The 14,146-nt window shown below is 68.3% G+C and carries 13 protein-coding genes; 6 read left to right on the top strand and 7 right to left on the bottom strand.

The window, feature by feature from the left end; translation table 11 throughout:
- Window positions 1–36: 36 nt before the first annotated feature.
- Together BV210_RS09995 and BV210_RS09990 are read left to right on the top strand one after the other, a co-directional pair.
- A complete protein-coding gene (locus BV210_RS09995; RefSeq protein ID WP_077206530.1) occupies window positions 37–1,521 on the top strand; it encodes a methyl-accepting chemotaxis protein in 1,485 nt (494 codons plus the stop codon).
- A 100-nt stretch (window positions 1,522–1,621) separates the two neighbouring features.
- A complete protein-coding gene (locus tag BV210_RS09990; protein WP_077206529.1) occupies window positions 1,622–1,831 on the top strand; it encodes a hypothetical protein in 210 nt (69 codons plus the stop codon).
- Here BV210_RS09990 and BV210_RS09985 read toward each other — a convergent pair.
- The 4 genes from BV210_RS09985 to thsA form a co-directional block, all read right to left on the bottom strand.
- A complete protein-coding gene (locus BV210_RS09985; protein ID WP_077206528.1) occupies window positions 1,828–2,820 on the bottom strand; it encodes an ornithine cyclodeaminase family protein in 993 nt (330 codons plus the stop codon). The genes BV210_RS09990 and BV210_RS09985 overlap by 4 nt on opposite strands.
- A gap of 164 nt (window positions 2,821–2,984) precedes the next feature.
- Window positions 2,985–4,265 (bottom strand): PQQ-binding-like beta-propeller repeat protein, encoded by a 1,281-nt coding sequence (locus BV210_RS09980; protein ID WP_077206527.1) that lies wholly within the window; start codon window positions 4,263–4,265, stop codon window positions 2,985–2,987.
- Window positions 4,258–5,451 carry a PQQ-binding-like beta-propeller repeat protein gene (locus tag BV210_RS09975; protein WP_077206526.1) on the bottom strand — a complete coding sequence of 398 codons (1,194 nt, stop codon included), beginning with the start codon at window positions 5,449–5,451 and terminating at the stop codon, window positions 4,258–4,260. Before BV210_RS09975 ends, BV210_RS09980 begins: the two co-directional genes overlap by 8 nt.
- Before the next feature lie 292 nt (window positions 5,452–5,743).
- Window positions 5,744–7,426 (bottom strand): thermosome subunit alpha, encoded by a 1,683-nt coding sequence (gene thsA, locus BV210_RS09970; protein WP_077206525.1) that lies wholly within the window; start codon window positions 7,424–7,426, stop codon window positions 5,744–5,746.
- A 209-nt stretch (window positions 7,427–7,635) separates the two neighbouring features.
- On the opposite strand from thsA, the gene BV210_RS09965 reads away from it, so the two are divergent.
- Together BV210_RS09965 and BV210_RS09960 are read left to right on the top strand one after the other, a co-directional pair.
- On the top strand, window positions 7,636–8,121 hold the full coding sequence (locus BV210_RS09965) for a hypothetical protein (protein WP_077206524.1): 486 nt from the start codon (window positions 7,636–7,638) through the stop codon (window positions 8,119–8,121).
- 51 nt (window positions 8,122–8,172) lie between these two features.
- Window positions 8,173–9,726, top strand: a complete 1,554-nt coding sequence (locus BV210_RS09960; RefSeq protein ID WP_077206523.1) for a uracil-xanthine permease family protein — start codon at window positions 8,173–8,175, stop codon at window positions 9,724–9,726.
- Window positions 9,727–9,732: 6 nt separating this feature from the next.
- On the opposite strand, the gene BV210_RS09955 is transcribed toward BV210_RS09960, so the two are convergent.
- Window positions 9,733–10,281, bottom strand: a complete 549-nt coding sequence (locus BV210_RS09955) for a pre-rRNA-processing protein PNO1 (RefSeq protein ID WP_077206522.1) — start codon at window positions 10,279–10,281, stop codon at window positions 9,733–9,735.
- 193 nt (window positions 10,282–10,474) lie between these two features.
- Between BV210_RS09955 and BV210_RS09950 the strand changes: the two genes are divergently transcribed.
- Window positions 10,475–11,431 (top strand): TIGR03557 family F420-dependent LLM class oxidoreductase, encoded by a 957-nt coding sequence (locus BV210_RS09950; protein WP_077206521.1) that lies wholly within the window; start codon window positions 10,475–10,477, stop codon window positions 11,429–11,431.
- A 9-nt stretch (window positions 11,432–11,440) separates the two neighbouring features.
- Here BV210_RS09950 and rio1 read toward each other — a convergent pair whose 3' ends face one another.
- Window positions 11,441–12,328 (bottom strand): serine/threonine-protein kinase Rio1, encoded by an 888-nt coding sequence (gene rio1, locus BV210_RS09945; RefSeq protein ID WP_077206520.1) that lies wholly within the window; start codon window positions 12,326–12,328, stop codon window positions 11,441–11,443.
- 186 nt (window positions 12,329–12,514) lie between these two features.
- Window positions 12,515–12,802 carry a translation initiation factor eIF-1A gene (eif1A, locus tag BV210_RS09940; RefSeq protein ID WP_077206519.1) on the bottom strand — a complete coding sequence of 96 codons (288 nt, stop codon included), beginning with the start codon at window positions 12,800–12,802 and terminating at the stop codon, window positions 12,515–12,517.
- Between the two features lie 204 nt (window positions 12,803–13,006).
- Here eif1A and BV210_RS09935 point away from each other — a divergent pair, with 204 nt between their 5' ends.
- Window positions 13,007–14,074 (top strand): zinc-dependent alcohol dehydrogenase family protein, encoded by a 1,068-nt coding sequence (locus BV210_RS09935; protein WP_077206518.1) that lies wholly within the window; start codon window positions 13,007–13,009, stop codon window positions 14,072–14,074.
- The last annotated feature ends 72 nt before the right edge of the window (window positions 14,075–14,146 follow it).

Genomic DNA, 14,146 nt, shown 5'->3' with positions numbered 1-14,146 from the left:
TATTACGAGGGACTCGGAAACCCCTCACCCAGAACCATGGCGTCACAAAACCGGTCCGAAACAGAGTCGTCGGTGCCGGATGCAGAGCCGAGTCCGGACAGCGGGCAGTTCCCGCTGTCGTTCGGCCCGATACTGGATCACCTCGACGCGTCGATTTTCGTCCTGGACGCGGACCACGAGATCGTCACCTGGAACGAGGGGCTCAGGCAGTTGACGGGCCACTCCGAGGCGGATGCACAGGCCATGGAGATGGCCAGCCAGGCGTTCTACCACGACGGCCGGCGTTCGAAGACGCTGGCCGACAAGGTTCTCGAAGCGCCCGAGTCGGCCGACGAGGAGTTCGGTGTTCCCCGGATCGACGACGTGGGCTACACGCTGTACGGCGACACGAGCACGATGGTCGCGGCGGACGGGACCGAGCGGGAGATCGAGTTCAGCGCCGCGCCGCTGTACGAGGGTGACGAGTTGGTCGGTGCCGTCGAGATGGTGAAAGACCAGACGGCGGAGGTACGCCGGCGCGAGCAGTTACACGGGCTGGTCGAGGAAGTGTCGGGCACGCTCACGTCGATCGCCGACGGCGACCTCGACGCGCGGGCCTCCTTCGACTCGGATCGCCTCGACGACGAGATTCTGGCGGTCGTCGACGCCGTCAACCGGATGGCCGAACAGCTGTCGGACCTCGTCGCGGACGTGGGCCGGCGGACCGCGGAGCTGGAGCGGTCGGCCGGGGCCGTCGCGGAGAGCGCCAGCGAGATCAGCGACCTCGCCGACGAGCAGTCCCAGGACGTCGAAACCGTCGCCTCGGAGGTGTCCCAGTTGAGCGCGACCGTCGAGGAGATCGCGTCGACCTCCGACGAAGTGGCGACGACGAGCCAGGAGGCGGCGGACCTCGCCGACGAGGGGCGGACGGCCGGCCAAGAGGCGATCGACGTGATGGACGACGTGAACGACTCGACGGAGTCGGTGACCGACTCCGTCGACGACCTGCGGGACCGCGTCGACGAGATCGACGAGATCGTCGAGGTGATCAACGACATCGCCGACCAGACGAACATCCTCGCGCTGAACGCCTCCATCGAGGCGGCGCGGGCCGGCGAGGCGGGGTCGGGCTTCGCCGTCGTCGCCGACGAGGTCAAGGAACTCGCCGGGGAGTCACAGGACCGGGCCGGCGAGATCGAAGCCCGGGTTCGGGCGATCCAGAACGACACCGAGCGGACCGTCGAGAGCCTCGAACGGATGACCGAGCAGGTCGAGACGGGGATGGAACAGGTCGAGACGGCGATGGAGCGCTTAGAGGAGATCGCCGAGGTGGCCCGGGAGGCCGCCGACGGCGTCCGACAGGTCTCGGACGCGACCGACGATCAGGCCGCCTCGACCGAGGAGATCGCCAGCATGATCGACGGCGTCGTCGACAAAGCCGAGCAGGTCTCCGCGGAGATCGAGGACGTGGCCGCCGCCAACGAGGAACAGACCGCCACCGTCAACGAGATCAACGAATCGCTCCAGCGGCTGACCGAGTGACCGCAACTCCGGAGCGGTAAGGGCGCCTTATTTTCCCGCACCCGACTGTCCCGCGAGAACGGTCACGTCGTTTTATCCGTCGCTCCGTGGAGCGGCCGGTATGAGCGAGCGAGACGCCGACTCCTCACTGCCCGAGCCACTCCGGACCGTGACCGAACCGTACACGAGTCGCCCGGATATGGAGATGGACGTGATCGGCTGGCTCATCGCGCTCGTGTTGGTCGTTGTCGTCCTGCCGCTGGTCCCCTTCCTGCTCCTGTTCTGGCTCGCCTCCAAGACGGTCGAGTTCGTCGGCCGACAGACCAGCTAGAGGTCGGTCCCGACCAGTTCCATCGCCGTCCCCACGTCGTGTTCGCTGGCGTACTCGTAGACGACGTGGGCGCTGGCCACGTCCTGAATGGCCAGCCCCGTCGAGTCGAAGACAGTGATGCCGTCCGCCTCGGTCCGACCACTGGCCTCACCGATAACGACCGCGCCGAGTTCGGCGTGGATGTCCTCGTCGCCGAGCGTCCCCGCAGCGTAGGGGACGTTGATCTCCCCGGAGTGGGTACACTGGGCGTGGTCGTCGATGACCAGTTTCGCGTCCAGCAGGATCCCGTCTGCGAGTTCGTGTTTCCCCTCGGCGTCGGCCCCCATCGCGTTGATGTGCGTGTTATCGCCGACGGCCTCGCGGGGGACGATTGGCTCTCTGACCGGCGTCGTCGTCGACACCACGTCACAGCCGACGGCGTCGGCGATCGAGCCCGCCCGCACGTCGTAGCTGTCCGCCACGGCCGCCCGGAAGTCCGCGACGGCGTCCGGGTCCTTGTCGGCGACGACGACGGTCTCGATGTCCCGAACCGTGGCGATGGCCGCTAGCTGGGCGCGAGCCTGCACGCCGGCACCGACGAGGCCGAGCGAGGTTGCGTCCTCGACGGCGAGGTGGTCGGTGGCGACGGCGGCGGCCGCGCCGGTCCGCTTGCGGGTCAGCGTCGTCCCGTCCATGATCGCGAGCGGAACGGCCGTCTCGGGATCGGAGTAGATCATCGTCCCCATCACCGTCGGGAGGCCGTGGTCCTCGGGATTGCCGGGGTGGGAGTTGACCCACTTGATGCCAGCGCCGTCCCACTCGTCGGTGGCGAGGTAGGCGGGCATCGACCGGAAGTCCCCGTCGTACTGCGGCAGGTCGATGTAGGACTTGGCGGGCATCTGCGCGTCGCCGCCCGCGTAGGCGGCGAACGCCGCCTCGACGGCCTCGACGACCGCCGGTAGCTGGGCACTCTCCTCGACGGCGTCGGGGTCCAGCAGCAGCGTCTCCATACCCGCATCTGGTCGGCCGCGGGACTTAGTTCCAACCCCGGGACAGACGGGCCCCCGAGAGTTAGGCCGGAACAGCTCGGTGCTGTTGCAGGTCGAGACCGGCGAAGGGGTAACGGCGGACCTCGACTACGGCGCGGTCCGGTTCGGGCGCGACCGACGGAGACTCACAGCGAGAGGCGAACGAGTTCGCCGGTGTCGACGTGGCTGACGAACGCGGCGTCGGCCGTCGCTGCGAAGGCGATCTGACGGCTCTCCTCGGACTCGTACCGCCACCGCGTCTCGCCGGTCTCGATGGCCAGCGCGGTGAGACTGTGCTCGTCGCTCGCGAGCACCGTCGATCCGACGACGGCGGTCCGCTCCGCTTTGGCGGCGTCGAGCACGGTCGTCCATCGCTGGCTCCCGTCGGCACCGTAGGCCTGGAGCTGGATCCGGCTCTCGTCGTCGCGCTGGACGCGTCTGGCGACGACGGTCGTTTCGGGACCCGCCGCCAGGTCCCTGATCTGGCCCTCGGGCGACTGTCGCCACGCGACGGCACCACTCTCGCGGTCGACCCCGACGGCCGCCCCACCGTCGTCCCCGTCCGTCGCGACTATCACGTGTGGCCCGAGGGCCAGATCACTGACGAGGGCTAGCGATCGTTCGATGGGCGTCCACCACCGTCGCCTCCCGTCGGCCGGGTCGTAACCGGCGACGCCGAACTCGCCTTCGGTCCGGCCGAGGAGGGCGACCAGGTCGGCGTCGGCGGCGACAGCCGGCGGGGCCTCGTACGTCGCCGACCAGGCGGTCGATCCGGTGGCCGTGTCGAGCGCGACCGCACGGGTCGAGTCGTTCGATTCGACGGTGTCGGCGGCCGCGACCGGGACGACCGTTCGCGATCCGGCACCGGTCGGGATTCGGTAGGTCGCGATCACCCGCTCCCAGAGCGGGGTCCCGTCGCTCGCCCCGACGGCCCGCAGCGTGTAGCCGTCCCCGTTCCGCCGATCCGTGAGCGATAGCAGCGCCGGCCCGCGTCTCTCGATGTCGGCGTCGACCGCTTCCCCTTCGACCGTCCACTGGATCCCGTCGTCGAGGTGGGCGCCGTAGCAGTCCCCGTCGGTGCTGTGGACGTGGACGAACTCGCCCTCGTCGGGGACGGCCGGCCGGGACTCGATCGGCCCGCCGGTCTCGACGCGGAGGCGGCGCTCGCCGTTCTCGGTCCCGACCGCGTACAGGGCCTTGTCCTGTGCCCCCACGACGACGGTATCGTCGGTCACGGCCGGCGGGCCCGCCCTGGCGGCCTCGTCGAGGTCCGCGGTCCAGTCCGGGGAGACGCCGAGCAGGGACGAACACCCGGCGAGCGAGAGGGTACCCGCGACCCCGACCGATCGAAGCAGCGTCCGGCGGGTCGTGGGCAGTCGGGACCCGTCCGCTCGCGCACCATCGCCGTCCGGCGGGTCGCTACGCATCGAGCACACCCCCGTCGAGTCGCAGCAGTTGCCGTTCCTGTCCGACGTACACGTGGTCGCCGACGGCGGCCACCCACCACAGATCGCCCTCGCTCTGATACCCCTCCGTGATGAACCGCTCGCGCCGAGATCCATCGTCGGCCCCGAGAACGTGGAGCGACGGCGAGACGCCGAGAGGGACGTGCTGTCCTCGCGCCCGTTCCTCGAAGGGGCCGCCCGCGATCGCGACGAGCGCGTCGCCGGTGTGTGCCGGGCCGCTCGTGACCGCCGCCCGCGTCTCGGTCCGCCACCGCCGGGTCCCACTCGCGGCGTCGACCGCGTACACGTAGTGGTCCCCAGCACCGACGTAGACCGTCCCCGAACCCGACCCGTCCGCGCCGTCGAGGACCGGTGGCGTCGTGACGGCGTTGTCCGTCGGCGACTGCCACCGTCGCTCCCCCGACTCGACGTCGAGCGCTTCGATCCGCTCCGCGACGTTACCCACGTAGGCAACCCCGTTTTCGGCCGTCACACCGGTGTAGGGAGTCGGCTTCGAGATCGACCAGCGTCGGTCGCCGGACAGGTCGACCGCCTCGACGACGCCGTCGGTCTGGGGGAGAACGACGGCCCCGTCGGTCACGTCGGGTCGGCCCGAGAGGGAGGCGGCGAGGGGGTAGGACCACCGCTGCCCGCCGTCGTCCGCGTCCAGCGCGACGATCCGATCGGCCACGTCGTCTTCCCGTCCGGAGACGGGGACGAGTATCAGGTCGTCGACCGGCATCGGCGCGAACGCGGCGACCCCGGGGTCGGGTTCGGGGAGGCCGGAGATGGAGACCCGCCAGCGGTAGTCGCCGGACGCGGCGTCCAGCGCGCGGACGGTGCCGGTCGTCGAGAAGGTGTAGGCGACGCCGTCGGCACCGCTGACCGGTGAGCCCCGTTCGTCCTCGTGGAGCCGTTCGACCGACCACTGGGTCTCCCCGGTGGCCGGGTCGAGTCCGGCGACGAGGGGTTCGCGGTCCGAGTAGTACGCCGAGCCGATCAGGAGGGGGCCGTCTCCGAACTGGACGCCCGGGAGCGGTGACGCTATGTCGGTCGTCCAGGCGGCTGGAACGGGCGGTTCGTCGTCGTCGGAGAGACTACAGCCGGCGAGACCGGCGGCGATGGCGGGAACGGCACCGAGGACCGCCCGCCGAGTGGGAGGGCACATGGCAGTGTGGGGAACCCCCAGCGTGAAATGTCTTCTACATGTTCGGGCGCCGTCGCTGGCGAGCGGTCACGAAAGAAACGGAATTGCGTTCGACCGAGCGGTGCGGGTGCAGTGCGGCGGGCAGCGAGGCGTTGCACCGCACGCGAGCGGGGCGAAGCCCCGCGAGCGCGCGGAACCTCGGCGAGCGACTACGGGCGCGCCGTGCGCGCCCACTGGAGCGAGCCGAGATTTTTCCCCACGTTTTTGCCCGAACGAGGGCGCGAGGCGCCCGAGTGAGGTGCAAAAAGTGGGTTTACATCATGCCGCCCATGCCGCCGCCCATGCCGCCCATGCCGCCGCCCATACCGCCGGGCGCGCCGCCGGGGCCGCCGGCAGGTGGTCCTTCGTCACCGTCGTCGTCGCTCTGGCCACCCTTGAGGTCGCCGGCAGCGATGACGTCGTCGATGCGCAGGATCATCACGGCGGCCTCGGTGGCGCTCTCGACGGCCTGGGTCTTGACGCGGAGGGGTTCGACGACGCCGTCGTCCTCCATGTCGATGACCTCGCCGGTGTAGGCGTCGAGACCGGACGTGGTGTTGCCGTCGGCGTGCTTGCTGCGCAGGTCGACCAGCGAGTCGATCGGGTCGAGACCGGCGTTCTCGGCGAGCGTGCGCGGGACGACGTCGATGGCGTCCGCGAAGGCCTCGACGGCCAGCTGCTCGCGGCCACCCACGGAGTCGGCGTAGTCACGGAGACCGAGCGCGAGCTGGGTCTCGGGTGCGCCGCCGCCGGGGAGGACCTGCCCGTCTTCGAGGGTGACGGAGACCACACCGAGGGAGTCCTCGATGGCGCGTTCGACCTCGTCGACGACGTGGTCGGTGCCGCCGCGCAGGATCATCGTGACGGCCTTGGCGTCCTCGACGTCCTCGACGAAGATGCGCTGGTCGCCGCCGATGTCCTTCTCGGCGACGGAGCCGGCGAATCCGAGGTCGTCCTCGGTGACGTCGTCGATGTTGGAGACGACGCGAGCGCCCGTCGAGCGGGCGAGGGCCTTGATGTCGGACTTCTTGGCGCGGCGCACAGCCAGAATACCCTCCTGGGCGAGGTAGTGCTGGGCCATGTCGTCGATGCCCTTCTGGCAGAAGACGACGTCTGCGCCGGCCTCTTTGAGGTTGTCGACCATCTCCTTGAGCTGTTTTTCCTCCTGATCGAGGAACTGCTGGAGCTGGTCGGGGTCGGTGACGTTGACCTCGGTGTCGAGTTCGGTCTCGGGGACCTCGATGGCCGTGTCCAGCAGGGCCACGTCGGCGTCCTCGACGGCGTAGGGCATGTTGTCGTGGACGCGCTCCTTGTCGACGATGACGCCCTCGACGAGTTCGGACTCGTCGATGGAGCCGCCGACGACCTTCTCGACTTTGATGTTGTCCGTGTCGATGCCCTCGTCGTCTGCGACGGCACGGACGGAGTCGACGACGAGCGAGGCCAGGGTGTCCTTGGCGTTCTCGGCGCCCTTGCCGGTCATCGCGGTCGCGGCGATCTGTTCGAGGATGTCGGTGTCGTCCTCGCTGACCTCGATGGCCATGTCCTCGAGGATCTCCTTTGCCTTCTCGGCGGCCTGTCGGTACCCCTGGGCCAGGATCGTGGCGTGGATGTCCTGGTCCAGCAGGTCCTCGGCCTTCGCGAGGAGTTCACCGGAGATGACGACCGCGGTCGTCGTCCCGTCGCCGACCTCGTCCTCCTGGGTCTGGGCGACCTCGACGATCATGTTGGCCGCGGGGTGCTCGATGTCCATCTCGTCGAGGATGGTGACGCCGTCGTTCGTGACGACGACGCTGCCCGTGTCGCCCACGAGCATCTTGTCCATCCCTTTCGGACCGAGCGTGGTCCGAACGGACTCGGCGACGGCCTTCCCGGCCGTGATGTTCATCGACTGTGCGTCCTTCCCCGATGTCCGCTGACTGTCCTCGGAGAGTACGATGAGGGGCTGGTTACCCATCTGCTGAGCCATAGTCACGGAAAAGTTGTATTGCCATTCTATATAAGCGTTGTGTTACCCGCAGGGGAAACCGCCAACCGGCGGCGCCGCTGGCTGGCGTGGTACCGTGTGGCAAGCCGGCGTTTAAACACCGGGACGGCGGGCGGGGCGGTGACGATGGGGCGTATCGGCACCCACATTTACGGTAGCGGTTCACATATGTTCGGTCGATGGAGATTCGCCTACGTCTGGACGACGATCTGGTCGCCGAGTTGGACGAGGAGGCCCAGCTCCAAGGGTTCGACGACCGGGGTGCGTACCTCCGGTGGATCGTCGCCAACCGGCCGATGTCGGATCTGGCGAGCACGCAGGCCCCGGCCGTCGCCAGCCGGGTCTCGGAACTGGAAGAGCGCGTGAAACTGCTCGAACGCCAGCTCGACCTGGACGAGCCGACCAACCCCGACGCCGACCTCGGACAGTCCGGCGGGGCCGCGAGCACGAACGCGGACGCTGGCGGTGCCGGTCTGGGATCCAGCGACACGGAACCGGATCTGGGCGGCGGGGACGGCGGCGAGCCCGCGAGTCTGGACGACGATATCGAACCCGAGCAGGAGGCGATGGACCTCGACGAGGGCGAGACCGAGGAGGAGGCCGCGGCCGACGACGACATCGCCGAGGCCATCGGCGACGTGTCGCTGGAAGACGACGAGGAGTGAGCGTCGGCCGAGACCGACGGAGTTTTGCCCGCCAGGTCACAGCCCCTACCGATGGGTACTGAGGCCGAGGATGGTGCGGAGGCGTCGTTCGTTGAGTACGGAGTCGACGACTGGCCGGGGCTGGGGGCGTCGATACTGCTCGGCCTCCAGCACTACCTCACGATGGTCGGGGCCAACGTCGCGGTCCCGCTGATCCTCGCGGGCGCGCTCGAGATGCCCACCGACGTGACCGCGCGGTTCGTCGGCACGTTCTTCGTCGTCTCCGGTATCGCGACGCTCGCCCAGACCACGATCGGGAACCGCTACCCGATCGTTCAGGGCGCGCCATTCTCGATGCTCGCGCCGGCGATCGCCATCGTGACGACCGCGACCGCCACGGGCGGGCTCCCGGGCTGGCAGGCCAAACTCCAGGTACTGCAGGGTGCGATCATCGTCGCCGCGCTGGCGGAGGTCGCCATCGGCTATCTGGGCATCGTCGGGAAGCTCAGAGCCTTCCTCTCGCCGGTCGTCGTCGCCCCCACGATCACCCTCATCGGACTGGCGCTGTTCAACACGCCCCAGATCACCGCCGCCACCACCGACTGGTGGCTGCTGGGGCTCACACTGGGCCTGATCGTCCTGTTCTCGCAGTACCTCGACCGCCGCCACCGCGCGTTCAGCCTGTTTCCCGTCCTGCTGGGCGTGGTGATCGCCTGGACCGTCGCGGCCATCCTCTCCGCAACGGGCGTGTATACACCGGGGGCCGCCGGCTACGTCGACTTCGGCGCGGTCACCGAGGCCCGGCCGGTGTTCCCGATCACCCCACTCCAGTGGGGGATGCCCCGCTTCGAGCTGGCCTTCGCCATCGGCATGTTCGCCGGCGTGCTGGCCTCCATCGTCGAGAGCTTCGGGGACTACCACGCCGTCGCGCGCCTGACCGGGAACGGCATGCCCAGCGAGCGCCGCATCAACCACGGCATCGGCATGGAGGGACTTACCAACGTCTTCTCCGGGATCATGGGGACGGCCGGCGCGACCTCCTACTCCGAGAACATCGGGGCCATCGGCCTGACCGGCGTGGCCTCGCGTGCGGTCGTCCAGGTCGGCGCGCTCGTGATGTTGGTCGTCGGGTTCGTCGGCTACTTCGGCCAGCTGGTCGCGACCGTGCCCGACCCCATCGTCGGCGGCCTGTTCGTCGCCATGTTCGGCCAGATCGTCGCCGTCGGCCTCTCGAACCTGAAGTACGTCGATCTGGACTCCTCGCGGAACGTGTTCGTCCTCGGCATCTCCCTTTTCGTCGGCCTCGCCATCCCCGAGTACATGGCCAACGTCGGCGACGTGGCCACCTTCCAGGCGGGACTGGCCGGGATCCCCCTCGCCGGCTCGGTTCTGGGCACGGAGGCGGTCGCCAACACGGTCTACGTCGTCGGCACGACCGGCATGGCGGTCGGCGGCCTCACGGCGCTCGTGTTCGACAACACGATCCCCGGGAGCGACGAGGAGCGCGGGCTCACCGACTGGGACCGCATCTCCGAGGGCGAGGACGCGTTCCGGCCGCTGTGGGCCGACTGGTTCGGGAAAGAGACGACGGCGTCGAATACCGGGGAGACGAAAGAAGAGCGGTAGACGGCTCTAGCCGGTGAACTGGTGGTACTCCATGCCCTCGCGTTTCATCTCGTTGTGGCGGCGCTCGAGGAACGAGTAGACCGAGCCGTGGGGTGCGCCCTCCAGGATCATCTCGGTGGCCTCGCGGACGGTGTCGACCTGTTCGGGCTGGCCGATGATCGACAGCGTCGAGCCGTAGATGACGACGGCCGCGCCGGAGAGGTCCTCCATCAGTTCGCGGGTCCGGCCGTCCTCGCCGATGAGGCGGCCCTTCTTCCGGCGCATGTCCTTCTTGTTCCGGGAGGCGGCCTTCAGATCGACCTCCTCGAACATCATCAGGTCGTCGGCGAGCAGTTCCAGGGCGTCCTCCGGGGCGAACCCGCGGCCGATGGCCTTCACGATGTCCGGGCCGTTCAGCCCCACGATGGGGTCACCTACCTTCTCGATGCGGACGGACCCGCTCTCGGAGTCGATGTCGAGGCGAACCTCCGCGCGCTCTTCGATCTCGCGCATCGTCTCGCCGCCCTCACCGATGAGTACGCCGATGCGGTCCTGCGGTATCTTCACGTGCTGCATAATATGCTCGCAACTACGATACCACGCGGTTTCAAGGCTTCGCACGGTGGCCGCCGCCGAGCCGCGGGTCGCGGACGCTCCGTTTGCCGTCGCCGTCGGGCGATGACACGCCGACCGACCGCCGGGTTGCACGTGCCGGGCCCGAGGTTATGGCCGCCGCGACCGACGGTGGGCCCATGCGTGGTGACCCACCGTGACCGAGGTCGGCTTCGCACTGTCGAGCGAGCTCTTCGGCCCGAGCGAACTGGTCGACCAGGCGGCCCGCGCCGAGCGGGCCGGCTTCGACTTCGTCGCCGTCTCCGATCACTTCCACCCCTGGATCCCCGAGCAGGGCGAGAGCCCCTTCGCCTGGACGACGCTCGGGGGGATCGCCGAAGCAACCGACGACATCACCGTCGGGACGGGCGTGACCGCGCTCAACCAGCGCTACCACCCGGCCATCCTCGCGCAGGCGACCGCGACCGCCGCCGCGGCGCTCGACGGGCGCTTCTTCTTCGGCGTCGGCACGGGCGAACGGCTCAACGAACACGTCGTCGGCGACTACTGGCCGCCCAGTTCCGTCCGCCGGGAGATGCTGGAGGAGGCCCTCGGTGTGATCCGCGCGCTCTGGCGCGGCGCGGAGATCACCCATCACGGCACCCACTACACCGTCGAGAACGCCCGCCTGTTCACCCTGCCCGAGGAGCCGCCGCCGATCTACGTCTCCGCGTACGGCCCGAAGGCGGCCGAACTCGCCGCCGACATCGGCGACGGTCTCTACACCGTCGGCCCGCAGGAGTCGGTTCGGGAACGGTTCGAGGACGAAGGCGGGTCGGGCCCGGCCTACGCCCAGCTGACGATCTCCTACGCCGAGACCGAGGACGAGGCCGTCGACTCCGCGTACGAACGCTGGCCCAACAGCGCACTCCCGGGCGATCTCTCCTCGGAACTGGCGACGCCGGTCCACTTCGAGCAGGCCAGCCAGTCCGTCGAGAAGGAAGATATCGCGGCTGGAAGTACCGTCACCGACCCCGACCCGGCTGCCCACGTGGGAAACATCGAGGAGTTCGCCGATTCGGGGTTCGATCACGTCGTCGTCCACCAGGTCGGCGCGGACGTGGACGGGTTCTTCGAGACCTACGAAGACGAGGTGCTTCCGGAAATCGAGTGAGAGAGGGGCTCAGTCGCCCCCGTCTTCGTCGTCGGTCACGAACGCGAGCAGGTCGTCGTCCTCGATTTCGAGGCCTTGCCGGCGGAAAAAGGAGGCGACGTTGTGACAGTCCCGTTCGAGGAACTCGCGGCTGTTCTGGTGGTGGACGGTGACCGCCTGGCCGAGGTCGATGACGACCAGTTCCTCGCCGTGGAGGACGACGTTGTACTCCGAGAGGTCGCCGTGGACGAGGCCGGCGTCGTAGAGCCGGCGCATGTACTCCCGGACCACTTCCAAGGCGGTCTCGGGGTTCTCGACGTGGACTTCCGAGAGCCGTTTCGCCCGCCCCTCGTCGATCCCGAGCAGTTCCATCACGAGGACGTTGCGCTCGACGGCGATCGGTTCCGGGACCCTGACACCGGCCTGCCGGGCGCGTTCGAGGTTGGCGTACTCCTTGCGGACCCACGCCTTCACCACGTCGCTCTTGTTCGAGCCGATGCCCTCGAACCGGGGGTCACCGTCGAGATAGCCACGCATGTCCCGGAAGTCGGATGCGTTGATCCGGTAGACCTTGACGGCGACCTCGGGCGAGTCCGGGGTGTCCAGCACGTCGGCGGCCGCCCGGCCGCCCAGCGCCGAGTAGACGTTGGCTTCCTTGCCCGTCGAGATCGGGCCGCCGAACGCCTCGATGTGACCGTCCTGGACGAGCTTGTAGAGGGCGCCGTACGTGGCGTCGTCGAACACCGAGGCCTCGACCTTGAACTGGTCTGCGTCCTTGATCCGCTCGCGGAACTGGCTGAACTCCCGGTCGCGGCTGCGGGCGATACGGTCGGCTTCCGTGTCTGAAACGTCGATCTCCTCCCACTCGTCGCCGGGCGAGTCGACGTCGTCGGTGTCGACGAGGTCGAACTCAGCCACCGTTTTGCACCTCCCTCGTTCGCATCCGCTCACTCGGTCGGGCGAAAATCCGGGCCGAAAATCGCGGGTCGGTCCAGTCGCGCTCCCTGCGGTCTCGCGTCGCCTCCCCGCGGCGCTCGTTCACTCCGTTCGCTCGCGTTACGTTCCCGACGAGGCCCCCGCGGGCCGGAGACACGAACATCAGCGCTACTCCTGGATGTGGCCCTCCTGTCTGAGCTGGTCGGCCTCCTGTTTCTCGTAGCGCCAGGTGATGTCTGCCTTCTCGTCCTGCCAGTCCCACGGTTCCACAAGGACCACGTCGTCTTCCCGGATCCAGATTCGTTTCTGCATCTTCCCGGGGATGCGGGCTGTGCGTTCGACACCGTCCATGCACCTGACGCGTACCCGGTTCGCACCGAGCATGTCCATGACGACAGCAAAGACCTCGTCGTCGTCGGGCATCCGGAGGTCTTTGCGCCCCTCGTTGTCGCTCATAGTCGCCAGTTGGACGGGCAGACGGTTTAAGTTTTTCAACACTGCGGAACGGCCACGACTCCACAGCCCTACCGATTCTGTCATCTCACGCGAGATACCACATCCCAAAAAGAACTACCCCATATAACCGGCCGACCCTGAGAAATCTGGGGTATGAAAAGGCCTACCAATGTTTTATTAGGGTCCCTCTATAGTTGGGGGTGTATGAAAGCAGCAGTCTTTCAGGGGGTCGAAGAACCGCTGGAGATCCAGGACGTGGAGGAGCCGACTGCGGACGAAGATCAGGTGGTCGTCGAGACCGAGGCCTGTGGGATCTGCCGGAGCGACTGGCACGCCTGGAAGGGCGACTGGGGACACATCGGCGTGGTCCCGACAGAGGGACTGATCTTCGGCCACGAACCGGCCGGCCGCGTCGTCGAGGTGGGGGACAACGTCGAGCGGTTCCGCGAGGGTGACATGGTGACCGTACCCTTCAACCTCTCCGACGGCACCTGTCAGCACTGCCGGGACGGCCGCGGGAACATCTGTGACCGGATGGTCCCCCTCGGCTTCCTGCAGATGGCCCCCGGGGCCTTCGCCGAGCGGTTCCCCGTGCGCCAGGCCGACCACAACGTCGTGAAACTGCCCGACGACGTGGACCCCGTCAGCGTCGCCGGCCTCGGCTGTCGGTTCGCCACGGCCTTCCACGGGCTGGTCAGCCGCGTCGACATCACGCCCGGCGACTGGGTGGCCATCCACGGCTGTGGCGGCGTCGGCCTCTCCGCCGTCCACATCGCCGACGCGCTCGGTGCCAACGTGATCGCCGTCGACATCAAGGACGAACAGCTCTGGGCCGCGGAAGGACTCGGCGCCGACGAGATCATCAACGCAACCGAGGTCAAGGACGCCGCGCAGGCGGTCAAGGCACACGTCGACGGCACGGGCGGCGTCGACGTGGCCGTGGACGCGCTGGGCGTCGCCGAGACCTGCAAGGCCGCCGTCAACTCCCTCGGAAAGGGCGGTCAGCACCTCCAGATCGGCCTCACGACCGGCGAGGACGAGGGGCAGGTCAAGATGCCCATCGACAACATGGTCATGGACGAACGCGAGTTCTACGGTTCGTTCGGGATGCCGCCGAACGAGTACGACCAGATCTTCCGCATGATGGCCCGCGACAAGATCGACCCCGGACAGATCGTCACCGAGACCGTCGCCCTCGACGACGTCCCGGACGTGATCGCCAACATGGGCAACTACGAGACCGTCGGCATCCCCGTCTGCAACGAGTTCTGACGCCGACTTCGAGGGGGTTCGTCGCCGGCCGCCGACCGCGTACCGAGTCACCGTTTTTAAGCTACCCGAGAC

Origin of the sequence: Halorientalis sp. IM1011, from assembly GCF_001989615.1 — an archaeon.
In the GTDB taxonomy this organism is placed as follows: domain Archaea; phylum Halobacteriota; class Halobacteria; order Halobacteriales; family Haloarculaceae; genus Halorientalis.
The sequence above is the reverse complement of the archived record's forward strand: the minus strand, read 5'-3'. Positions and strand labels throughout refer to the sequence as shown.